General features: G+C 59.4%; 22 protein-coding genes. 9 read left to right on the forward strand and 13 right to left on the reverse strand.

Features of this window, described 5'->3' with window-relative positions; all coding sequences use genetic code 11:
* A partial coding sequence (locus LJA86_RS17025) for a LysR substrate-binding domain-containing protein (RefSeq protein WP_229226470.1) occupies window positions 1-250 on the forward strand: 250 nt, incomplete at its 5' end.
* On the opposite strand, the gene LJA86_RS17030 is transcribed toward LJA86_RS17025, so the two are convergent.
* Window positions 247-654, reverse strand: a complete 408-nt coding sequence (locus LJA86_RS17030; RefSeq protein WP_023294441.1) for a MarR family winged helix-turn-helix transcriptional regulator — start codon at window positions 652-654, stop codon at window positions 247-249. The two genes, LJA86_RS17025 and LJA86_RS17030, sit on opposite strands and share 4 nt — an antisense overlap.
* A 172-nt stretch (window positions 655-826) precedes the next feature.
* On the opposite strand from LJA86_RS17030, the gene LJA86_RS17035 reads away from it, so the two are divergent.
* The 3 genes from LJA86_RS17035 to LJA86_RS17045 are packed head-to-tail and all read left to right on the forward strand — an operon-like array spanning window position 827 to window position 3,078.
* Window positions 827-1,429 carry a non-oxidative hydroxyarylic acid decarboxylases subunit B gene (locus LJA86_RS17035; RefSeq protein WP_008499595.1) on the forward strand — a complete coding sequence of 201 codons (603 nt, stop codon included), beginning with the start codon at window positions 827-829 and terminating at the stop codon, window positions 1,427-1,429.
* Window positions 1,419-2,846 carry a non-oxidative hydroxyarylic acid decarboxylases subunit C gene (locus tag LJA86_RS17040; RefSeq protein ID WP_008499594.1) on the forward strand — a complete coding sequence of 476 codons (1,428 nt, stop codon included), beginning with the start codon at window positions 1,419-1,421 and terminating at the stop codon, window positions 2,844-2,846. Before LJA86_RS17035 ends, LJA86_RS17040 begins: the two co-directional genes overlap by 11 nt.
* A gap of 10 nt (window positions 2,847-2,856) precedes the next feature.
* Complete coding sequence (locus LJA86_RS17045) at window positions 2,857-3,078, forward strand: non-oxidative hydroxyarylic acid decarboxylases subunit D (protein WP_003862116.1); 222 nt, start codon at window positions 2,857-2,859, stop codon at window positions 3,076-3,078.
* A 137-nt stretch (window positions 3,079-3,215) separates the two neighbouring features.
* Here the strand turns inward: LJA86_RS17045 and mutS are convergent, their stop codons facing one another.
* A complete protein-coding gene (gene mutS / locus LJA86_RS17050) occupies window positions 3,216-5,777 on the reverse strand; it encodes a DNA mismatch repair protein MutS (protein ID WP_023616757.1) in 2,562 nt (853 codons plus the stop codon).
* Between the two features lie 113 nt (window positions 5,778-5,890).
* Window positions 5,891-6,121, reverse strand: coding sequence for a SymE family type I addiction module toxin (locus LJA86_RS17055; protein WP_045908493.1), 231 nt, complete (start codon window positions 6,119-6,121; stop codon window positions 5,891-5,893).
* Window positions 6,122-6,296: 175 nt separating this feature from the next.
* On the opposite strand from LJA86_RS17055, the gene LJA86_RS17060 reads away from it, so the two are divergent.
* Window positions 6,297-6,641, forward strand: coding sequence for a nitrous oxide-stimulated promoter family protein (locus LJA86_RS17060; RefSeq protein ID WP_229226471.1), 345 nt, complete (start codon window positions 6,297-6,299; stop codon window positions 6,639-6,641).
* Window positions 6,642-6,646: 5 nt separating this feature from the next.
* On the opposite strand, the gene LJA86_RS17065 is transcribed toward LJA86_RS17060, so the two are convergent.
* The 10 genes from LJA86_RS17065 to hypA form a co-directional block, all read right to left on the reverse strand.
* On the reverse strand, window positions 6,647-7,867 hold the full coding sequence (locus tag LJA86_RS17065) for an MDR family MFS transporter (RefSeq protein ID WP_063622358.1): 1,221 nt from the start codon (window positions 7,865-7,867) through the stop codon (window positions 6,647-6,649).
* A 16-nt stretch (window positions 7,868-7,883) separates the two neighbouring features.
* Window positions 7,884-8,645: an ABC transporter ATP-binding protein gene (locus LJA86_RS17070; protein ID WP_111967757.1), complete on the reverse strand. Its 762-nt coding sequence runs from the start codon at window positions 8,643-8,645 to the stop codon at window positions 7,884-7,886.
* The gene (locus tag LJA86_RS17075) at window positions 8,645-9,682 is read right to left on the reverse strand and encodes a FecCD family ABC transporter permease (RefSeq protein WP_229226472.1); all 1,038 of its coding nucleotides are present in this window, start codon (window positions 9,680-9,682) and stop codon (window positions 8,645-8,647) included. Before LJA86_RS17075 ends, LJA86_RS17070 begins: the two co-directional genes overlap by 1 nt.
* Entirely contained in the window at window positions 9,682-10,680 is a 999-nt protein-coding gene (locus LJA86_RS17080) for an ABC transporter substrate-binding protein (RefSeq protein WP_048029226.1), read from the reverse strand. The genes LJA86_RS17075 and LJA86_RS17080 overlap by 1 nt, the downstream gene beginning before the upstream one ends.
* Before the next feature lie 154 nt (window positions 10,681-10,834).
* The gene (flhA, locus tag LJA86_RS17085; protein WP_229226473.1) at window positions 10,835-12,907 is read right to left on the reverse strand and encodes a formate hydrogenlyase transcriptional activator FlhA; all 2,073 of its coding nucleotides are present in this window, start codon (window positions 12,905-12,907) and stop codon (window positions 10,835-10,837) included.
* A gap of 55 nt (window positions 12,908-12,962) precedes the next feature.
* Complete coding sequence (gene hypE, locus LJA86_RS17090; protein ID WP_229226474.1) at window positions 12,963-13,973, reverse strand: hydrogenase expression/formation protein HypE; 1,011 nt, start codon at window positions 13,971-13,973, stop codon at window positions 12,963-12,965.
* Window positions 13,970-15,091 (reverse strand): hydrogenase formation protein HypD, encoded by a 1,122-nt coding sequence (gene hypD / locus LJA86_RS17095; RefSeq protein ID WP_229226475.1) that lies wholly within the window; start codon window positions 15,089-15,091, stop codon window positions 13,970-13,972. Before hypD ends, hypE begins: the two co-directional genes overlap by 4 nt.
* Before the next feature lie 2 nt (window positions 15,092-15,093).
* Window positions 15,094-15,366 carry a HypC/HybG/HupF family hydrogenase formation chaperone gene (locus tag LJA86_RS17100; protein WP_167213731.1) on the reverse strand — a complete coding sequence of 91 codons (273 nt, stop codon included), beginning with the start codon at window positions 15,364-15,366 and terminating at the stop codon, window positions 15,094-15,096.
* Window positions 15,357-16,220 (reverse strand): hydrogenase nickel incorporation protein HypB, encoded by an 864-nt coding sequence (gene hypB / locus LJA86_RS17105; RefSeq protein ID WP_126325643.1) that lies wholly within the window; start codon window positions 16,218-16,220, stop codon window positions 15,357-15,359. Before hypB ends, LJA86_RS17100 begins: the two co-directional genes overlap by 10 nt.
* Window positions 16,221-16,223: 3 nt before the next feature.
* A complete protein-coding gene (gene hypA / locus LJA86_RS17110) occupies window positions 16,224-16,574 on the reverse strand; it encodes a hydrogenase maturation nickel metallochaperone HypA (protein ID WP_039265546.1) in 351 nt (116 codons plus the stop codon).
* Between the two features lie 210 nt (window positions 16,575-16,784).
* Here hypA and hycA point away from each other — a divergent pair, with 210 nt between their 5' ends.
* From hycA to LJA86_RS17130, 4 genes are all read left to right on the forward strand, one after another.
* The gene (gene hycA / locus LJA86_RS17115; protein ID WP_029739532.1) at window positions 16,785-17,249 is read left to right on the forward strand and encodes a formate hydrogenlyase regulator HycA; all 465 of its coding nucleotides are present in this window, start codon (window positions 16,785-16,787) and stop codon (window positions 17,247-17,249) included.
* 70 nt (window positions 17,250-17,319) lie between these two features.
* Window positions 17,320-17,928: a 4Fe-4S dicluster domain-containing protein gene (locus tag LJA86_RS17120; RefSeq protein WP_023308971.1), complete on the forward strand. Its 609-nt coding sequence runs from the start codon at window positions 17,320-17,322 to the stop codon at window positions 17,926-17,928.
* On the forward strand, window positions 17,925-19,739 hold the full coding sequence (gene hycC / locus LJA86_RS17125; protein ID WP_229226476.1) for a formate hydrogenlyase subunit 3: 1,815 nt from the start codon (window positions 17,925-17,927) through the stop codon (window positions 19,737-19,739). Before LJA86_RS17120 ends, hycC begins: the two co-directional genes overlap by 4 nt.
* 1 nt (window position 19,740) lies before the next feature.
* Window positions 19,741-20,664: a respiratory chain complex I subunit 1 family protein gene (locus LJA86_RS17130; RefSeq protein WP_111967750.1), complete on the forward strand. Its 924-nt coding sequence runs from the start codon at window positions 19,741-19,743 to the stop codon at window positions 20,662-20,664.
* The last annotated feature ends 12 nt before the right edge of the window (window positions 20,665-20,676 follow it).

Genomic DNA, 20,676 nt, shown 5'->3' on the forward strand with positions numbered 1-20,676 from the left:
GATAAAAAAAGCGCCGCGTTTGTTTGCCGACAGCGCTCAGGCGCTAATGGCTTTTGCGCTCGCAGGCGGTGGCGTGGCGTTACTGCCGGAATGGCTGTTGCGCGATGCGCTTGATGCGGGAACGCTGGTGACGGTTTTACCGGGGTATACTTTTGCGCGGCAGGGCATCTATGCGGTCTATCCTGATGCCCGGCATGTGTCAGCGAAAGTGCGCACCTTTATCGATTTTATGCGCACCAGCGTGAATTAATCGTGCATCATCTTTTTGATGAGAGCCGAGAACTGCTCCCGCTCGGCCTTGTTTAGACGGCCTAAAAAGGCCTCATCAACCTCATTGCCTACCGGCTTACAGTCTGCAAGCAGGGCCTCACCTTCTGGCGTGAGGAAGACAAAGCGACGGCGCTTATCCGCAGGGTCGTGCTCGCGTTTGACCAGCCCGCGCGCCTCCATGCGGCTGAGCATTTCCGCCAGGGTCGCTTTCGTGCTGACCGCGACTTCAGTTAATGCCACCTGTTCGATGCCTGGATGCTCGGCAATAGAGCGCATCACCGCATACTGCGGCTTGGTCAGCTCCGGTAATGCATGTTGCCACTGGGCGGTATGCTGTTGAAAAAGCTGACGTAACAGGTGGAACGCCTCTTGTCTTAGTTCCATGAACACTCCGACGGAAAAAATCTCCCTCTATGATAGCCGCTCTTGCTTTAGATTTTAACGCGGCATTTTTTAGCAATTCGTGTGATCGTATGCGAACAATCTTGTCAGGAAATCGATCCGGGAGTAGTTTACTCATAATGTTCGTGTACGAACAAATTAATTGAGGTGCTGAATGAGATTAATCGTGGGAATGACGGGAGCAACGGGTGCTCCGCTGGGCGTGGCGCTGCTGCAGGCGCTGCGGGAAATGCCGGAAGTAGAGACGCATCTGGTGATGTCGAAGTGGGCAAAAACCACCATTGAACTGGAAACCCCTTACACCGCGCAGGACGTTGCTGCGCTGGCTGACGTCGTCCACAGCCCGGCTGACCAGGCCGCCACCATCTCCTCCGGTTCATTTCGTACCGACGGCATGATCGTCATTCCCTGCAGCATGAAAACGCTGGCCGGGATCCGCGCGGGCTATGCCGAAGGGCTGGTGGGCCGTGCGGCGGATGTGGTGCTGAAAGAGGGGCGCAAGCTGGTGCTGGTGCCCCGTGAAACGCCGCTCAGCACCATTCATCTGGAGAATATGCTTGCGCTCTCCCGCATGGGTGTGGCGATGGTGCCGCCTATGCCTGCGTATTACAACCACCCGCAAACCGCCGATGACATTACCCAGCATATTGTGACCCGCGTGCTCGACCAGTTTGGCCTGGAGCATAAAAAGGCGCGTCGCTGGAACGGGTTGCGGGAGGCGAAACATTTTTCACAGGAAAATAAAGATGGCATTTGATGATTTGAGAAGCTTCCTGCAGGCGCTCGATGAGCAAGGGCAACTGTTGAAAATTGAGGAAGAGGTAAACGCCGAGCCGGATCTGGCGGCGGCAGCCAACGCGACCGGCCGCATCGGTGACGGCGCGCCCGCGCTGTGGTTCGACAACATTCGCGGGTTTACCGATGCCCGCGTGGTGATGAACACCATCGGCTCCTGGCAGAACCATGCCATCTCGATGGGGCTGCCTGCGAACACGCCGGTGAAAAAGCAGATCGACGAGTTTATTCGCCGCTGGGATAAATTCCCGATTGCGCCAGAGCGCCGCGCCAATCCGGCCTGGGCGCAGAATACGGTGGACGGTGAAGACATTAACCTGTTCGATATTCTGCCGCTGTTCCGTCTGAACGACGGCGACGGGGGTTTCTATCTCGATAAAGCGTGCGTCGTCTCGCGCGATCCGCTTGACCCGGATAACTTCGGCAAGCAGAACGTCGGCATCTACCGCATGGAAGTGAAGGGCAAGCGCAAGCTCGGCCTGCAGCCGGTACCGATGCACGATATCGCTCTGCATCTGCACAAAGCCGAAGAGCGCGGCGAAGACCTGCCGATTGCCATTACCCTCGGCAACGATCCGATCATTACCCTGATGGGCGCGACGCCGCTGAAATACGATCAGTCAGAGTATGAAATGGCCGGCGCGCTGCGTGAAAGCCCATATCCGATTGCCACCGCGCCGCTGACCGGCTTCGACGTGCCGTGGGGTTCTGAAGTGATCCTGGAAGGGGTGATTGAAGGCCGCAAGCGCGAAATTGAAGGTCCGTTTGGCGAGTTTACCGGGCACTACTCCGGTGGCCGTAACATGACGGTTGTGCGTATCGACAAAGTTTCTTACCGCACCAAACCGATTTTCGAATCCCTTTATCTCGGTATGCCGTGGACCGAGATTGATTATCTGATGGGGCCAGCCACCTGCGTGCCGCTCTACCAGCAGCTGAAAGCGGAGTTCCCGGAAGTGCAGGCGGTGAACGCGATGTACACCCACGGCCTGCTGGCGATTATCTCCACCAAAAAGCGTTACGGCGGTTTTGCCCGCGCGGTTGGCTTGCGCGCCATGACCACACCACACGGCCTGGGCTACGTGAAGATGGTGATCATGGTGGATGAGGATGTCGACCCGTTCAACCTCCCGCAGGTGATGTGGGCACTGTCGTCGAAGGTTAACCCGGCAGGCGATCTGGTGCAGTTGCCGAATATGTCGGTGCTGGAACTGGATCCTGGATCCAGCCCGGCGGGTATTACCGACAAACTGATTATCGATGCCACCACGCCTGTCGCACCGGATACCCGGGGCCACTATAGCCAGCCGGTACAGGATCTCCCTGAAACCAAAGCCTGGGCTGAAAAACTGACCGCGATGCTGGCTGCACGCCAATAAGGAGGAAAAGATGATTTGTCCACGTTGTGCCGATGAGCATATTGAAGTGATGGCGACGTCGCCGGTGAAAGGGGTCTGGACCGTTTATCAGTGCCAGCATTGTCTGTATACCTGGCGCGATACCGAACCGTTGCGTCGTACCAGCCGCGAACATTACCCGGAAGCGTTCCGCATGACGCAGAAGGATATCGATGAGGCGCCGCAGGTGCCGACAATCCCGCCGCTGCTGTAAAAAAGCCCGGTGGCGTTGCGCTTACCGGGCGATAACATCGTGCGGTCTGTTTTGCCGGGTGGCGGCTTCGCCTTACCCGGCCTACAAAAACCGTAGGCCCGGTAAGCGCAGCGCCACCGGGCAAAGATCGCAGAAAACTAAACCAGACTCTTCAAACGATAAATCCACTCCAGCGCCTGACGCGGCGTCAGCGAATCCGGATCGAGGTTTTCCAGCGCTTCCACGGCAGGCGATGTCTCTTCCGCCGGTACCAGCAGCGACATCTGCGTACCGTCAATCTGCGTCGCCGCCGCATTCGGTGACAGGCTTTCCAGTTCACGCAGTTTCTGACGCGCGCGTTTGATCACCTCTTTCGGTACACCGGCCAGCGCCGCAACGGCCAGACCATAGCTCTTGCTTGCCGCGCCATCCTGCACCGTGTGCATGAAGGCGATGGTGTCGCCGTGCTCCAGCGCATCAAGGTGGACGTTAGCCACCCCTTCCATTTTCTCCGGCAGCTGCGTCAGCTCGAAGTAGTGGGTGGCGAACAGCGTCATGGCCTTGATTTTATTCGCGAGGCTTTCCGCACAGGCCCATGCCAGCGACAAACCGTCATAGGTTGATGTTCCGCGTCCGACTTCGTCCATCAGCACCAGGCTGTGCTCCGTCGCGTTATGCAGAATGTTAGCCGTTTCAGTCATTTCAACCATGAAGGTTGAGCGACCACTCGCCAGATCGTCCGCAGCCCCGACGCGGGTAAAGATACGGTCGATGGGGCCAATCTCCACGTTTTGCGCCGGAACGTAGCTGCCGATATAGGCAAGCAGGGCAATCAGCGCCGTCTGACGCATATAGGTACTCTTACCGCCCATGTTCGGGCCGGTAATGATCAGCATTCTTCGCTGCGGCGACAGGCTCAGCGGGTTGGCGATGAACGGTTCGTTCAGCACCTGCTCGACCACCGGATGACGGCCTTCGGTAATACGAATGCCGGGCTTGTCGGTAAAGGTCGGGCAGGTGTAGTTCAGCGTTTCCGCGCGCTCTGCCAGGTTCACCAGCACGTCCAGTTCCGCCAGCGCGCTGGCGCTCAGCTGCAGGTCGGCCAGGTGCGGCATCAGCATGTCGAACAGCTCTTCATAGAGCTGTTTTTCCAGCGCCAGCGCTTTCCCTTTCGAGGTGAGGACTTTGTCTTCGTACTCTTTCAGCTCGGGAATGATATAGCGTTCAGCGTTTTTCAACGTCTGGCGGCGCACGTAGTGAATCGGCGCCAGGTGGCTCTGCCCGCGGCTGATTTGAATGTAGTAACCGTGAACCGCGTTATAACCCACTTTCAGGGTGTCGAGCCCAAGACGCTCGCGCTCGCGGATCTCCAGCTTATCAAGGTAGTCTGTCGCGCCGTCGGCCAGCGCGCGCCATTCGTCCAGTTCCTCGTTGTAGCCCGGAGCAATCACGCCGCCATCACGCACGAGAACCGGAGGCGCATCAATAATGGCGCGTTCAAGCAGCTCGCGGAGTTCGGTAAATTCACCCATGGTTTCGCGGAGTTTCTGTACCGGCGCGCTGTCAACGTCGCTCAGCTGCGCACGGAGTTCCGGTAACTGCTGGAAAGCATGACGCATCCGCGCGAGGTCGCGCGGTCGCGCCGTGCGCAGCGCCAGACGGGCCAGGATACGTTCCAGATCCCCCACCTGGCGCAGGACAGGCTGCAGCTCGGTATACCGATCCTGCAGGGCGGCAATCGTCTGCTGACGGCAAACCAGCGTTGCGGTATCGCGAATCGGCATATGCAGCCAGCGTTTCAGCATACGGCTGCCCATTGGCGTGACCGTACTGTCCAGGACCGACGCAAGCGTATTTTCTACACCGCCCGCCAGGTTCTGCGTGATCTCCAGGTTACGGCGCGTGGCGGCATCCATGATGATGCTGTCCTGCTGGCGCTCCATGGTGATAGAGCGAATGTGCGGCAGGGCAGTGCGCTGGGTATCTTTCACGTACTGCAGGAGGCAACCGGCCGCGCACAGACCGCGCGGGGCATTTTCAACGCCAAAGCCAATCAGATCGCGGGTGCCAAACTGCAGATTCAGCTGCTGGCGCGCTGTATCAATTTCGAATTCCCACAGCGGACGGCGGCGCAACCCGCGACGACCTTCAATCAGCGCCATTTCGGCGAAATCTTCGGCGTAGAGCAATTCTGCCGGGTTGGTGCGCTGCAGTTCGGCTGCCATCGTTTCACGATCGGCCGGTTCACTCAGACGAAAACGCCCGGAGCTGATGTCCAGCGTCGCGTAGCCAAACCCTTTGCCGTCCTGCCAGAGCGCGGCCAGCAGGTTATCCTGGCGCTCCTGAAGCAGGGCTTCATCACTGATGGTACCTGGCGTGACGATGCGCACGACTTTGCGTTCCACCGGACCTTTTGAGGTCGCGGGGTCGCCGATCTGTTCGCAGATGGCGACAGATTCACCCTGATTCACCAGTTTCGCCAGGTAGTTTTCTACCGCGTGGTGCGGAATGCCTGCCATCGGGATGGGCTCACCTGCCGATGCGCCACGTTTGGTCAGCGAGATGTCGAGCAGCTGCGATGCACGCTTAGCATCGTCATAAAACAGCTCGTAAAAATCGCCCATACGGTAAAACAGCAGGATTTCCGGATGCTGTGCCTTCAGCTTCAGATACTGCTGCATCATCGGCGTATGTGCGTCGAAATTGTCGAGTGTGCTCATGGAGTTATGATGTCCATTTCTTTGAATATAAACCGTTTTGAGCGGCTCAGTGGCCGTTTGTTCCTTCTATTGTCGCATGAAAAAAAGGTACGGCGCAGAAAAATGTCGTCGCTTTACGAGGCATCTTCCGACATTAACTCAATGACTATTTTTCCATGCTCAACGCCTACGCGAACCCGGGAGTGGGTGGTAAACCCTGCCTGTTCAAGCCAGTCTCCTTTTAAGCTCAGCGCCGCATGCACGCTGTAGCGCTTCGGTATCTTGGTATTGCGGTCTTCATGGCGCTTTCTGAAATATCCCACGGTTAAATGGCGATAGGGTTTGTTGATAGCGAGTTCTTGCATAGGGTCTCCCGACAACACGGATAAAAGTCATTACTGATGCCTGTATAAAATACCAGTGATTGTCGGGCGGTGCAGGGCTAAAACTGGAATCAGGCTTCAGAAAACCGCATGCAAAAACTGAAATTCTGCATTGAAAGGTGTATTATTTTTGCACTTTATTGTTCGGTAAGTCGCTATGTCCAGTAAACGAATTTCACGCGAAAAAGAGACCATCGCGAAAATGATCGCGCTGTATCAGAAGCAGTGTCCTCAGGCCTCTGCGGAAGAGGGGCACTATCAGGCGCTAAATGCCTATGCCGATAAGCGCCTGGATAAATGCGTTTTCGGGGAGGAAAAGCCCGCCTGTAAACAGTGTCCGGTCCACTGCTACCAGCCTGCCAAACGCGAAGAGATGAAGCAAATTATGCGCTGGGCAGGCCCGCGAATGCTCTGGCGTCACCCCATTCTGACCGTCCGTCATCTGATGGATGATCGTCGTCCCGTACCGGAACTGCCGGAAAAGCATCGTCCGAAAAAGTGACCGGTTCAGCTTCTGAGCGGGCGGCAAATCACGTTCATGGCCAGCGCGCTGCAGAGCGGGAAGAGGGCCAGCAGCAGCCAGGGGAGCATCGCCTGCGTGGAGGGCACCAGGGCGCGATCCAACAGACTGCCAAACAGCAAATTCCCCGTCAGGACCGCGACTCCGCCAGCGGTGGCGAGTGCGCCATAGTGCGCCCCCAGCGTGGACTCTTCGGCAAACCTTGGGATCAGATCCTTTGCCGAGGGTACCAGCAGCATCTGCCCCAGCGTCAACAGCGTCACGAAACAGACCGACGGCAGCAGGCGCAGCCAGCCCTCTGGCGGTGCCGTCGACGCAAACATTGCCACGCTTGCAAAGGCGGCGGAGAGCAGCAAAAAGCCCACCGGCAGGATCCTCACCGCGCCCACGCGCCGGGCGAAACGCGCCAGCGGCAGCTGTAACGCCACGATCAGGACAGAGGCCAGCATAAAAAGCGGGCCGAGATCTTTCTCGTTACCGCCGGAACGCTGGATCTCTACCGGCAGCGCCAGATAGAGCTGGTTATAGCTCAAAAGCCACGAGCTATAGGCAATGATAAAGGCGACAAAGCGGGGCTGGCGGAACGTCGTCCACCAGGGAACGAGCTTCAGCGTCCGCGAGGCGTGGCGTGACGCGGGCAGGCAAAAGTAGAGCACCACCAGCGCAACGATAAAGACCCCTGCGCCCGCCAGCGCCACCTGGCGAAAGCCCAGGCCGGTGAGCAGGGCGCCGGCAACCGGGCCCAGTACCGCACCGAGTTCCCCGCAGACCGCAAAGAGCGCGAACCACTCCGCCCGGCTTCGTTTACCTTTCGCCTCGCTGTGCGTGCCCGCTTTCGCCAGCAATGCTTCAATCGACGGAGAAAACAGCGCGCCGCCCACGCCTGTCAGACACGCGCCCAGAATAATCGGCCACAGCGATCCTCCGAACGCCAGCAGCAGATACCCCGCAACGCGAACAATACAGCCGCTCAGGATAACGACTTTCGCGCCAAACCTGTCCGAGAGCGCACCGCCGACGATAAACATCCCCTGCTGAGAGAAGGTGCGCAGGCCGAGGATCAGCCCGATCAGCCCGCCGGAGAGCAGCATGTCGTCGCGCAGGAATATCGCCAGGAAGGGAACAACGGCGTAAAAGCCGATGTTAAAAACAAACTGGCTACCCAGTAAGACGGGCGGCCAGAGCGTGGTGGCAGGGCGAAGGGGCATCGTTGTTCACTCGCCCCTAAACGATAAAGTGAATGTGCTTTTTGCCATGGAACGGTGAGATCTCAATTTTGGTTTTGACCCGGAAGACGTCCCAGAGCAGCGACTCGGACAGGATGTCCTGAGGTGTTCCCGTCGCCACAATGTGCCCTTTCTGCATCACAATCAGCGAGTCGCAGAACATCGAGGCGTGGTTGAGATCGTGGATGGCGACAATGCTGGTGACCGGTAATTCACTGATCAACTGCATCAGCTGCATCTGATGATGAATGTCCAGGTGGTTGGTCGGTTCATCCAGCAGGATTTCCGTCGGGGTCTGGGCCAGCGCGCGGGCAATGTGGACGCGCTGACGCTCGCCGCCGGAGAGGCTCAGCCAGCCCTGGTCGCTTTTATCCAGCATATCCACGCGCTGCAGAGCGGCGGTGACGGTTTCGTCATCGTGCGTGCTCCAGTTGGAAAAGGCGGAGTGGTGCGGAATACGTCCAAGTTTCACCACGTCGCGCACGCGCATATTGGCGTCAGTCATGCCGTGCTGTTCCACGAAGGCGACCCGGCGGGCAAGCTGTTTTTTGGCGATGCGGGTAATGTCCTGTCCGTCCAGGGTGACGCTGCCAGCATCCGGGCGACGCAGCCCCGCGAGGATACGTAAAAGAGAGGATTTACCGCAGCCGTTAGGGCCAAGCAGTCCTACCGTTTCGCCCCGTGACACCTTCAGCGAGACGTCATTAACGATGACTTTTTTGCCGACCTTCCAGGTAATATTTTCCGCGCAGATGCTCATCACTTATTCCTTGAACGGTAGATAATCACGGCAAAGAAGGGGACGCCAACCAGCGCGGTGACCACGCCGACGGGCAGGCTTTGCGGTGCAATCAGCATGCGTGAGGCAATGTCTGCCAGCACCATCAGGATCGCGCCTGCCAGCGCGCTGGCAATCAGCAGCGTGCGGTGCAGCGGCCCGAACAGGAAACGCATCACGTGCGGCACCACCAGCCCGACAAAGCCGATTGACCCCGCCATGCTGACGATGGTTGCGGTAATCAGCGCGGTGGTGGTAAAGAGCGCCAGGCGCACCCAGGGAACGGCAATGCCCAGCGACGCGGCGGCGTCGTCACCGAACGTAAAGGCATCCAGCGCCCGGGAATAGTAGAGGCAAATGGCTAACCCAATCAGCACCACGACCAGTGCCAGCTGGAATTCAGGCCAGCGTACGCCGCTGAAGCTGCCCAGCAGCCAGAACATCACGTCGCGCGCCTGCTGGGCGCTGGCGGAGGTGCTGATGGTGTAGGCGGTAATGGCGTTGAAAAGCTGCGAGGCGGCGACGCCTGCCAGAATAGTACGTTCATTCCCGCCGCGCGCGCCGTTCGTCAGAAACGCGACAAACGCAAACGCGGCGAATGCCCCGGCGAAGGCACCGGCAGAAAGGGAGACCGCACCGGTGCCGATCCCCAATACGACAACAGAAACCGCCCCGGTCGACGCACCCGCGGACACGCCGAGCACGTAGGGTTCCGCCAGCGCGTTCTTCAGCAAACTCTGCAATACGGCACCGCAGATGGCCAGCCCCGCGCCGCAGCAGGCCGCCACCAGCGCGCGGCTCAGGCGAAAGTCCCAGATGACGCTTTCATAGATGCGAGTGAGCGGAACCTCGGTGAGCCCCATTTTATTGCTGATGGCGTAAAACACGTTATCCAGCGGGATGGACAGCTCGCCGACGCTGACGCTCAGGGCGATCACCAGAAATAGCAGTACCAGGGCGAGCAAAGCCGAGGTCGTCAGAATCAGGCTCTGCCGGGCCTGAAGAACGGCGATTGTCATCAGTTCAGCCCCAGCTTTCTGAGCTGTTCGCCGACCTGCTCAGCCCCGTAAATCGTGCGAATCGTCGGGTTCATGGCCTGGCCGTCCATCACCACGATGTGGCCTTTTTTCACGGCGTCCAGCTGGCTGACGGCCGGATCGCTCTTCAGGAATTTGATTTTTTCTTCCGCGTTATCCAGCGCCCAGCGGTTGCGGTCCAGGCTGGAGACCACAATCACATCCGGATTGGCGGCAATAATGCTCTCCCAACCCACGGTTGGCCATTCGGTTTCGGAGGTGATGGCGTTATGCCCGCCCATCAGGCTCGCAATAAACCCGGAGGGGCTATTTTTACCGCCTACGTAGGCGTCCGCAGAGGGGGATGAGCTGGAGAACCAGAAGACAAACGAGAGGTCTTTTTTGTTCTTGCCGAATTCCTTACGCAGGTCGGCCTCACGTTTTTTGAAATCGGCAATCACGGCCTGACCGCGGTCTTCAACGTTAAAGATTTTGGCGAAATCCTCAATCTCCTGATAGAGATACGTCATATCCCACAGTTTCTGGCGGCTGCCGTACATATCGCCCGTGGCTTTTTTGGTCGCGCACATGCCCGGGGACACGTAGCTGTTCACGCCCAGGGTCATCAGATCGTCGCGTTTTGCGACCTTGCTTTCCGGCCCCAGCAACAGCGGCGTTTGGGCGGGGACAAAGTCGGGATTTTGCGCAAGCACGGATTCAAGGGTAGGGATTTCAACCGTCAGGGTTTTGATTTTTGCGTTCTGTTCCGCGAGCTGCGGCAACACTTTCGTCGGCCAGAAGGCGCTTGCCTTCACCTTATCTTCCAGCCCCAGCAGGAGCAAGATTTCGACGGTATTCTGACCCAGGGCCACGACGCGTTCCGGCGCTTTGGTGAATGTCTCTTTATAGCCACAGTTTTCAATGGTCAGAGGATATGTGGTTGCCAGAGCAGAACTGACCGACGCAACCGCCAGGCCTAACGCGCAGATGACCTTCTTCATGAAACGCTACCCTTGATTAATATTATTATTGATGCAAATGAAACTCATTATGAAGGCGGAATTTTATACAGAGGAAACGATTTTGTGTCAATGAGGGACAATTGCGCAGGGTAACGAAAGGCGGTGTCAGAGCAACACCGCCGGATTGGGGGGCTTAAACCAGGCTCTCTTTATCGATCCCGAGACGTTTCATGCGCGACAGCAGGGTAGTACGTTTTAACCCTAAACGCTGGGCGGCACCTTTCGGCCCGGCGACCACGCCGTTGGTCTCTTTGAGTACGCGCATAATGAGCTGATATTCATCTTCTCCCTCTTTCGCTGTCTCGGCGGCGGGCACGCTCACGTCAGGCAGCGTCACTTCAGGCAGTGAGAGCTGCAGGACATTTCCGCGCGTCAGCAGCACCGCACGCTCGATGACGTTTTCCAGCTCGCGCACGTTGCCGGGCCACTCCATCGAGGAAAGGGTACGTAACGTCTCGGCAGGAATGCTGTCGATATTTCTACCCATCCGACGCGCGATCTTGGCGGTAAACGCTTTGACCAGCAGGGGAATATCTTCCGGGCGCTCGCGCAGCGGCGGCAGGAAGATCGGGAAGACGTTCAGGCGATAGTAGAGATCGCTGCGGAACTCGCGGTCGGCGACCATCTTTTTCAGGTCGCGGTTGGTCGCGGCAATCAGCCGCACGTCAGTCTGGATAAGCTTGTTGCTGCCAAGACGTTCAAACTCTTGCTCCTGCAGGACGCGCAGCAGTTTCGGCTGTAGCTCCAGCGGCATATCGCCCACTTCGTCGAGGAACAGCGAGCTTTTGTCTGCCAGCTCAAACCGGCCCAGCCGCTGGCTGCTTGCCCCGGTAAAGGCGCCCCGTTCGTGGCCGAACAGGTCGCTTTCCAGCAGCCCTGCGGGCATCGCGGCGCAGTTCATCTTCACCATCCGACGGCTGTTGCGGTTGCTCAGGTTGTGGATGGCGCGAGCAATCAGCTCTTTACCCGTACCGGTTTCGCCCAGAATCAGTACCGTGCTGTCGCTTTGCGCCACCATCTCAACCTGCTTGAGCACGTTGTACATGGCGTCGCTACGTCCGATGATTTCACCAAACTCGCTGTCCACGTTGTTGAGCTGTTCGGTCAGGGCCAGGTTCTCATCCACCAGCCGCTCCTTCAGACGATGAATTTCCTGATAGGCGAGGGCGTTATCCAGGGCGATGGAAATACGCTCGGCGATCTGACGCAGCAGCTTCAGGTTGGCGGTGGTAAAGACGCCTTCCTCGCACTGCGCCAGCTTAAGCACGCCCAGCATGGTGTTGCCGGACATCAGCGGCAACAGGCACAGGGTCTGAATTTTGTTACCCCAGGTGTTAAACAGCATCCGCTCGTACGGCGCGACCGGATCCTGTTCGTTGAGGTTGATCAGGAGGATCTCTTTGCTTTTGAAGACCCGCTCCGAAAGGGTCCCCGCTTCATCCACTTCACTCTGCTCGTGTGCCGGGTTGGCTTCATCGAGATAATGCGTAGAGTAGATATTCAGCTTGCCCTTGCGATGGCCGCGAAGCGCGATGCTGATGGCATCAATTTTGAAATAGTGATGGATCTCTTTCGACACTTCGCTGACCAGTTCGTCCATATCGAGCCGTGACAGTACGGCGTTGGTGATGGCGACCAGAATGCGGAAGTTGTCGCGTTCGCGGCTCAGCAGGTCGTAATCTACATTATTGGTCACGCGGCTTTGGATCTGCTCCGCGACGACGGCCACAATCTGGGTAAAGGTGTGCAGGCGTTCGTATTCCGCCTCGCTCCAGGGCTGGTCGGTCGTGCGGATAAACTCGCAGCCGCCAAAAATCTGACCCTCTGCTGCCAGCGGCAGCATGCAGTAATGCCCGAACGGCTGATAGAGGTTACTCTCCGCGAGCCGCGGCCATGCCTGCCGGAACTCCTCAAAGTTACAGTGCAGCACTTCAGGTCGGGAGAGAATGCGGCGCACCGGGCCATGCGCGAGATACGTTTCGTCTTCGTATTCAAACGTTTTGCCATTGTCACGCGTTGAGTAGTAGCTCGCGCGGTGCGTTCCGCTATGCCACAGTACAATCGCGGCGCTGTCGGCCAGCGCCGACTGCCTGACCTGCCGCGTCAGGGCATCGCTCAGCGCACCGAGATCGGGCTGCTGTAAAAGTGTGCGCGTAATGTCAAACAGGCCCTGCTGTCCAAGATCGCTCATCGGTGTATACGGCATAGTGCTTTCCAGTAGAAACGAGCAAAAAATCCATGCTGGCCGCTTGTGGCGCGGCCTAGCAAATACGGGGTAAGGGTTCAGCGTGAGGCAGATCCAGCGTGCGCTTCACGCCATAAAGTCCGGTCAGGCGCACCCCTTTGCGCTCAACCACTTCACCAATTATCGCCGCCTCTTTTCCTGACGGATGAGCCTGCAGCTGTTCAAGAACGGCTTGTGCCGCGGCCCGTTCCACGCCAATCACCAGCTTGCCTTCGTTTGCAAAGTTGAGCGGATCCAGCCCCAACAGTTCGCAAAGCCCACGAACGGCGGGCTTAACGGGCAGGCTGCGCTCGGTGAGTTCAATCCCGCATCCGCAGCTTGCCGCAAACTCATGGACCACGGCGTTGACACCGCCTCGCGTGGCATCTCGCAGGGCCTTCACGCCGGGAATACCGCGCAGCGTCTGAATCAGCGGGGTGAGTACCGCGCAGTCGCTGCGCAGTTCGCCGTCCAGCCCCAGGCCCTCGCGCAGGTTCAGGATGGTCGCCCCGTGGCAGCCCAGCGTGCCGGTCACGATCAGCACGTCGCCCGCGCTGAGGCGCTGCGCACCCCAGTGAATATCGGCGGGGATCGCCCCCATGCCGGCGGTGTTGATAAACAGCTTGTCGGCCGCGCCGCGCTGCACCACTTTGGTGTCGCCGGTGACGATAGCTATCCCCGCCTCGCGCGCGGTCTGCGCCATGCTGTTGACCACGGCCGTGAGCGTCTCCATCGGTAATCCCTCTTCAAGGATAAACCCGCAGGAGAGGTAGCGCGGGAGGGCGCCGCTGACGGCGACGTCGTTCGCCGTGCCGCAGACGGCGAGCTTGCCGATATCGCCGCCCGGGAAGAACAGCGGATCAATGACGTAGCTGTCGGTGGAGAAGGCCAGTCTGTCGCCCTGGGCGGTGAGGGTGGCGAGGTCAATGCGCGCCTGGTCTTCCTGTTCGGCGAGCCAGGGGTTGTTAAAGGCTTCCATAAACAGCCGGTTAATCAGCTGCTGCATCGCCTGTCCGCCGCTGCCGTGCGCCATTTCAACCGTATTCATGCTTCACTCTCCTGGTTGCGATACTGATACCACGCGGCACACGCCCCTTCGGAGGAGACCATCAGCGCGCCAAAGGCCGTTTGCGGGTTACAGGTATTGCCAAATAACGGACACTGATGCGGTTTGCATTTGCCGGTGAGCACCTCGCCACAGCGTGCCCGGGGATCGTCGCAAACCTGCTGCGGCTGCGGGCGGAAATGCGCTTCGGCGTCGAACGCGCGATAGGCTGGCGTCAGGCACACGCCGGATTCAGCAATCAGTCCCAGGCCGCGCCATTCGCTGTCGCCCTCAACGCTAAACACGTCGGCTATCGCCTGCTGCGCTCGTTCATTTCCCGCATCCGGCACCACGCGGCGGTACTGATTTTCCACGGTACTCAGGGCCGCTATTTTCTGCTCAACCAGCATGGTGACACCTTGCAGTAGATCAAGTGGTTCGAAACCAGCCACCACTAACGGACGATTGTACTGTTCAGCGATAAAACCGTAGGCGTCTGTGCCAATCACCATGCTGACGTGGCCCGGTGCCAGAAAGGCGTCAATGCCGTTGCCTGGCTCTTCCAGCAGGCTGCGCAGGGTGGGGATGAGCGTAATGTGCTGGCAGAAGAAGAAAAAGTTATCGACGCCGCGCGCTTTCGCCTGCTGCAGCGTGATGGCGGTGGCGGGCATGGTGGTTTCAAACCCCAGGCCAAAGAACACCACCTTGCGCCCGGGGTTATCCGCTGCCAGCGTCAGGGCATCCATCGGCGAATAGACAATCCGGATGTCTGCGCCGCGCGCTTTCGCCTGTAGCAGCGAACCATTTTTCCCCGGCACGCGCATCGCGTCGCCAAAGGTGCAGAAAATGACGTCGGGCTGGCTGGCAATTTCAATACAGCTGTCGATGCGCCCCATCGGCAGCACGCAGACCGGGCAGCCGGGGCCGTGGATAAACTCAATGTTTTCCGGCAGCAGCTGGTCGAGGCCAAATTTGAAGATCGCGTGCGTGTGCCCGCCGCACACCTCCATGATCCGCAGCGGCCTTTCTTTCGTGTAGTCCAGCCGCGCTGCGCGCGTTTTCAGGTGGCCGATAAGCTGCAGCACCTGCTCCGGCGCGCGGTATTCATCAACGTAACGCATGATTACCGCTCCTCGCCGTACAGCAGCGCGCCCACGTCAGGCTCCACGTCGAACATATTTTGCAGGGCGTCGAGCGTGTCGCGGGCTTCCGCTTCGTTAATCACGCTCATGGCGAACCCCACGTGAACCAGCACCCACTGTCCGAGACGCGAGGTGCCCGTTTCATCGCTGCTGCCCACCAGCGTCAGGTCGACGTCGCGCAGGATGCCGCAAACCTCGACTTTGGCCTGATTACCGTCGATGGCGTGAATTTGTCCCGGTACGCCTATGCACATCGTTCGCTCTCCAGCCAGTGTAGCCAGCCGTCCATGCCGTCGCCGCGCGTGGCGGAGACCAGCAGGATCTCAATTTCCGGGTTCACCTCGCGGGCATACGCCAGGCACTTATCCACGTCGAAATTCAGGTACGGCAGCAGGTCGACTTTGTTCAGCAGCATGACGGACGCGGCGGCAAACATGTGCGGGTACTTCAGCGGCTTGTCTTCGCCTTCGGTCACTGAAAGCACCGCCACCTTGTGTCGTTCGCCGAGGTCGAAGCTCGCCGGGCAGACGAGGTTGCCAACGTTTTCAATAAACAGGATGCCGTTATCCGCCAGCGGCAGGCGCGGGGCGGCGTCGGCAATCATCTGCGCATCCAGGTGGCAGCCTTTGCCGGTGTTGACCTGAATCGCCGGGGTGCCGGTTTCGCGAATGCGCGCCGCGTCGTTAACGGTTTGCTGGTCGCCTTCGATCACTGCACAGGAGACACGCCCGTTCAGGCGCTTGAGCGTTTCGGTCAGCAGCGTGGTTTTACCAGAACCGGGGCTGGAGACCAGGTTCAGCACCAGCTGTTTGCGGGTGGCAAAGCGGGCGCGGTTGCGGGCGGCGAGCTGGTTATTTTTGTCCAGCACGTTGATTTCCACCTCCAGCATCTGGCGCTGGCTCATGCCCGGCGCGTGGGTGCCTGCTTCGCCGTGGCCGTAATGCAGGTCGCCCGCATCGGAGCGTTGCGGCGCAAAGGTAATGCCGGTCAGGGCTGCCGCAGGGCGTGGGGCGGGTGAAAAGGGCGCGGAGCGAAACGCGGAGTGGGGGCGGTGTTCATCCCCTTCTATATACAGGTTGCCTTCGGCGCAACCGCAGGTACTACACATACTTTACTCCTTCTCGATTTCGAGGCGTTGGATCTGCATGCCGTCATCCGCCACGATGCGCAGACCGCCGCTCTGACACTGCGGACAGCGCTGTACCTTCGATGACAGCAGGGTGACGTACTGCTGACACTGCTCGCACCAGCACTCCGCCTGCTGTTCTTCAATATGCAGTTCGCAGCCTTCCGCCAGCGTGCCGCGGCAGACCAGCTCAAAACAGAAGGTCAGGGCGCTGGTCTCGACGCAGGAAAACGCTCCGACCTTCAGCCAGACGCCGGTGACGCGCTTCGCGTGGTTTTGCACTGCCTGCTGTTCGATAAGTTCCAGAGCCCGCTGGCAGAGGGTGATTTCGTGCATGACGCCTCCTCAATGAATTGCCCCGGTAATGCAATAACAGTGCCAGCTTGATTTTTGTTAAGGCGTGACGATGTCAACGCTGTCGAAATGACACGTCGACACCGCGGTGATGACAGCGGTTTTTCGGTTTAATCCCTTTAAAATCAGCAAAATAAAAACTGGCATGGAATCTGCTTAACAGCCGCTATCTCCATTAAACGGATACCTTCTATGACTATTTGGGAAATCAGCGAAAAAGCAGATTACATCGCGCAGCGTCATCAACAGTTACAGGACCAGTGGCACCTTTACTGCAACTCGCTGGTTCAGGGCATTACCTTGTCGAAAGCGCGTCTTCACCACGCGATGAGCTGCGCGGCGCAGGGGGATATGCGCTTTGTCCTCTTCGGCCATTTCACCATCAACGTGACCCTGGCGGATAACTTCAACAGCCACACCATTGAGTATCACCTCGAGACAAAAGACGGCGAAAAACAGTGTATTGCGAAGGCGCAGCTGATGGCCGACGGCATGGTGGACGGCCACGTCAGCAACCGCGATCGCCAGCAGGTGCTGGAGCACTATCTGGAAAAAATCGCGCCGGTTTATAACGGCCTGTACGCCGCCGTTGAGCACGATCTTCCGGTCAACCTGAAGCAGCTGATGGATGGAAATGCCTCAGCGAACGTGGCCTGACCCATGCGTGTCGAGAAGTGTCGACAAGACAGCTTTTCGACAAAAATGACTATCACCAGAGGATAACCCGGTGAACCGTTTTGTAATTGCTGACTCGACGGTCTGCATTGGCTGTCGAACCTGTGAGGCGGCGTGTTCGGAAACGCATCGCCTGCATGGGCTGCAGTCCATGCCGCGCCTGCACGTCATGCGCAATGAAAAAGAGTCTGCCCCGCAGCTCTGCCATCACTGTGAAGATGCCCCGTGCGCGGGCGTCTGTCCTGTAAATGCCATCACCCGCGTGGATGGCGCTGTCCAGCTGAACGAAAGCCTGTGCGTAAGCTGCAAGCTGTGCGGCATTGCCTGCCCGTTCGGCGCGATTGAATTTTCCGGCAGCCGCCCGCTGCATATTCCGGCCAATGCCAACTCGCCTAAAGCCCCGCCCGCGCCGCCGGCGCCTGCACGCGTCAGCACGCTGCTGGACTGGGTGCCCGGCATCCGTGCCGTGGCGGTGAAGTGCGACCTGTGCAGCTTCGATGAACAGGGCCCGGCCTGCGTACGGACCTGTCCGACGAAAGCGCTGATTCTGGTTAACATTCGCGACATTGCCCGTACCAGCAAGCGCAAGCGCGAGCTGACCATCAACAGTGATTTTGGCGACCTTTCTCTGCTACAGGCGCTTAACGAGGGGGCGAAATGAACGCGGCCATGATGATTACCGGCGCGGTAGCCTGTTTTATTGCCGCAGCTATTCTGGCGCCGATCTTCTCCTTCCATAAAACCCTGAGCGGTGGAATTGCCGGGATCGGCGGGGCGGCAGGTAGCCTGTTGACGCTGGCGGCAGGCGGCGTTGTTCTGCTCGGCGGACAATCCGTTGACACCCTCATACCGCTGGTTCGCCACACCGTTGAGATTACGCCGCTGAACGCCCTCTGGCTGGTGACGTTTGGCCTGTGCGGGCTGTTTATCAGCCTGTTCAATATCGAGTGGCATCGCCACCCGCACGCTAAAGCCAACGGCCTGCTGGTGAACCTGCTGATGGCGACGGCGGTCTGTACCGTTACCGCCAGCAACCTCGGCGCGCTGGTGGTGATGGCGGAGATCATGGCGCTCTGCGGCGTGTTCCTGACGGGCTGCAGCGCCTCCGGGAAATTGTGGTTTGCGCTGGGACGCCTCGGGACACTGCTGTTGGCGCTGGCCTGCTGGCTGGTGTGGCAGCGCTTCGGCACGCTGGACTTCGCTGCGCTTAACGGGCATCCGATGGGGAATGACGTCTGGCTGCTGGGCGTGCTCGGCTTTGGCCTGCTCGCCGGAATCATCCCGCTGCACGGCTGGGTGCCACAGGCGCATGCGAATGCTTCCGCGCCCGCCGCCGCGCTGTTTTCGGTGGTGGTGATGAAGGTCGGTCTGTTTGGGATCCTGGCGATTACGCTGACCGGCGGACAACCGCCGCTGTGGTGGGGCGTGGTGCTGCTGATTGCGGGCATGATCACCGCCTTCGTCGGCGGCCTGTACGCGCTGATGGAGCACAATATCCAGCGTCTTCTGGCGTACCACACTCTGGAGAATATCGGCATCATTCTGCTCGGCATTGGCGCGGGCGTGACCGGGCTGGCGCTGAATCAACCGGCGCTGATTGCGGCCGGTTTTATCGGCGGTCTTTATCACCTGATCAACCACAGCCTGTTTAAAAGCACCCTGTTCCTCGGGGCGGGCAGCGTCTGGTTCCGCACCGGCCATCGGGATATCGAAAAGCTCGGTGGGATTGGCAAAAAGATGCCAGTGATTTCACTGGCGATGCTGGTCGGGCTGATGGCGATGGCCGCGCTGCCGCCGCTGAACGGCTTTGCCGGGGAGTGGGTGATCTATCAGTCCTTCTTCGCCCTCGGTCAGAGCGAGGCGTTTATCGCCCGTCTGCTGGGGCCGTTGCTGGCGGTCGGGCTGGCGATTACCGGTGCGCTGGCGGTGATGTGCATGGCGAAAGTTTATGGCGTGACCTTCCTCGGCGCACCGCGTACGCGTGAGGCTGAGAACGCCTGCTGCGCACCGCTACTGATGGGCGTAAGCGTGGTCGCGCTGGCGCTGTGCTGCATCGCGGGCGGCGTCGCCGCACCGTGGCTGCTGCCGCTGCTGGGCAATGCCATTCCGCTGCCGCTGACCGCGGCGAACACCACCGTTTCCCAGCCCATGATCGCGCTGCTGCTGATCGGCGCACCACTGCTGCCGCTGGTACTGATGCTGTTCTTCAAACGCGACCGGCTCACCTCCCGCTCGCGCGGTGCAGCATGGGCCTGCGGCTACGAACACGAACAGTCGATGGTCATCACCGCCCACGGTTTCGCTATGCCGGTGAAAGAGAACTTTGCCGCCGTGCTGAAGCTGCGCCACTGGCTGAACCCGGTGCGCTGGGTACCCGGCTGGCAGAGCGCTGCCGCACCCGCGCTGTTCCGCCGTCTGGCGGTTATCGAGCTGGCGGTGCTGGTGATCGTTGTGATTTCACGAGGAGCCTGACATGAGTCTGTTACTGGCAATTCTTCAGGCGCTGGTGCTGTTTGCCGCCGCGCCGCTGCTGTCGGGCATCACGCGCGTGGTGCGCGCCCGGATGCACAACCGTCGCGGGCCTGGCGTGCTCCAGGAGTATCGCGATCTCTTCAAGCTGCTTTCTCGCCAGAGCGTGGCGCCGGATGCCGCAGGCTGGGTCTTCCGCCTGACGCCGTTCGTGATGGTGGGCGTGATGCTCACCATCGCCACCGCGCTGCCGGTGGTGACGGTGGCTTCGCCGCTGCCGGCGCTCGGGGATCTGATTACGCTGATTTACCTGTTTGCCATCGCCCGCTTCTTCTTTGCGATTGCGGGTCTCGACACCGGGAGCCCGTTTACCGGCATCGGTGCCAGCCGCGAGGCGATGCTCGGCGTGCTGGTTGAGCCGATTCTGCTGCTGGGGCTGTGGGTCGCCGCGCAGGTTGCGGGTTCCACGCACATCAGCTTTATCACCCACACCGTGTACCACTGGCCGGTTGCCCGCTCCCTTCCGCTGGTGCTGGCGCTGTGCGCCTGCGCGTTTGCCACGTTTATCGAGATGGGCAAGCTGCCGTTCGATCTGGCCGAAGCCGAGCAGGAACTGCAGGAAGGACCGCTCACCGAATACAGCGGCTACGGCTTTGCGGTGCTGAAGTGGGGCATCAGCCTTAAACAGCTGGTGGTGCTGCAGATGTTTGTCGGCGTCTTCTTCCCGTGGGGGCAGATGACGCACTTCTCCGCGGGCGGTCTGCTGCTGGCCGTTGTGGTTGCCGCCCTCAAGCTGCTGGTCGGCGTGCTGGTCATTGCCCTGTTCGAAAACAGCATGGCGCGTCTGCGTTTTGTGGAAACGTCACGCATTACCTGGGCCGGTTTTGGTTTTGCATTTTTAGCGTTCGTCTCCTTGCTGGTGGCGTGATTAAAGAGAGTG

Origin of the sequence: Enterobacter sp. TCD1-1, assembly GCF_020567405.1 — a bacterium.
Classification (GTDB): Bacteria; Pseudomonadota; Gammaproteobacteria; order Enterobacterales; family Enterobacteriaceae; genus Enterobacter; species Enterobacter quasiroggenkampii.

Bases quoted from the DNA above. Each gene is read 5' to 3' on its own strand.
- LJA86_RS17035 (WP_008499595.1), top strand. From the start codon at position 827: ATGAGATTAATCGTGGGAATGACGGGAGCAACGGGTGCTCCGCTGGGC.
- LJA86_RS17070 (WP_111967757.1), bottom strand. From the start codon at position 8,645: ATGAGCATCTGCGCGGAAAATATTACCTGGAAGGTCGGCAAAAAAGTC.
- hypB (WP_126325643.1), bottom strand. From the start codon at position 16,220: ATGTGTAGTACCTGCGGTTGCGCCGAAGGCAACCTGTATATAGAAGGG.
- hycC (WP_229226476.1), top strand. From the start codon at position 17,925: ATGAACGCGGCCATGATGATTACCGGCGCGGTAGCCTGTTTTATTGCC.
- LJA86_RS17030 (WP_023294441.1), bottom strand. From the start codon at position 654: ATGGAACTAAGACAAGAGGCGTTCCACCTGTTACGTCAGCTTTTTCAA.
- hypD (WP_229226475.1), bottom strand. From the start codon at position 15,091: ATGCGTTACGTTGATGAATACCGCGCGCCGGAGCAGGTGCTGCAGCTT.
- flhA (WP_229226473.1), bottom strand. From the start codon at position 12,907: ATGCCGTATACACCGATGAGCGATCTTGGACAGCAGGGCCTGTTTGAC.
- LJA86_RS17065 (WP_063622358.1), bottom strand. From the start codon at position 7,867: ATGCCCCTTCGCCCTGCCACCACGCTCTGGCCGCCCGTCTTACTGGGT.
- LJA86_RS17100 (WP_167213731.1), bottom strand. From the start codon at position 15,366: ATGTGCATAGGCGTACCGGGACAAATTCACGCCATCGACGGTAATCAG.
- LJA86_RS17040 (WP_008499594.1), top strand. From the start codon at position 1,419: ATGGCATTTGATGATTTGAGAAGCTTCCTGCAGGCGCTCGATGAGCAA.
- LJA86_RS17045 (WP_003862116.1), top strand. From the start codon at position 2,857: ATGATTTGTCCACGTTGTGCCGATGAGCATATTGAAGTGATGGCGACG.
- hypA (WP_039265546.1), bottom strand. From the start codon at position 16,574: ATGCACGAAATCACCCTCTGCCAGCGGGCTCTGGAACTTATCGAACAG.
- LJA86_RS17055 (WP_045908493.1), bottom strand. From the start codon at position 6,121: ATGCAAGAACTCGCTATCAACAAACCCTATCGCCATTTAACCGTGGGA.
- LJA86_RS17060 (WP_229226471.1), top strand. From the start codon at position 6,297: ATGTCCAGTAAACGAATTTCACGCGAAAAAGAGACCATCGCGAAAATG.
- LJA86_RS17080 (WP_048029226.1), bottom strand. From the start codon at position 10,680: ATGAAGAAGGTCATCTGCGCGTTAGGCCTGGCGGTTGCGTCGGTCAGT.
- hypE (WP_229226474.1), bottom strand. From the start codon at position 13,973: ATGAATACGGTTGAAATGGCGCACGGCAGCGGCGGACAGGCGATGCAG.
- hycA (WP_029739532.1), top strand. From the start codon at position 16,785: ATGACTATTTGGGAAATCAGCGAAAAAGCAGATTACATCGCGCAGCGT.
- LJA86_RS17075 (WP_229226472.1), bottom strand. From the start codon at position 9,682: ATGACAATCGCCGTTCTTCAGGCCCGGCAGAGCCTGATTCTGACGACC.
- mutS (WP_023616757.1), bottom strand. From the start codon at position 5,777: ATGAGCACACTCGACAATTTCGACGCACATACGCCGATGATGCAGCAG.
- LJA86_RS17130 (WP_111967750.1), top strand. From the start codon at position 19,741: ATGAGTCTGTTACTGGCAATTCTTCAGGCGCTGGTGCTGTTTGCCGCC.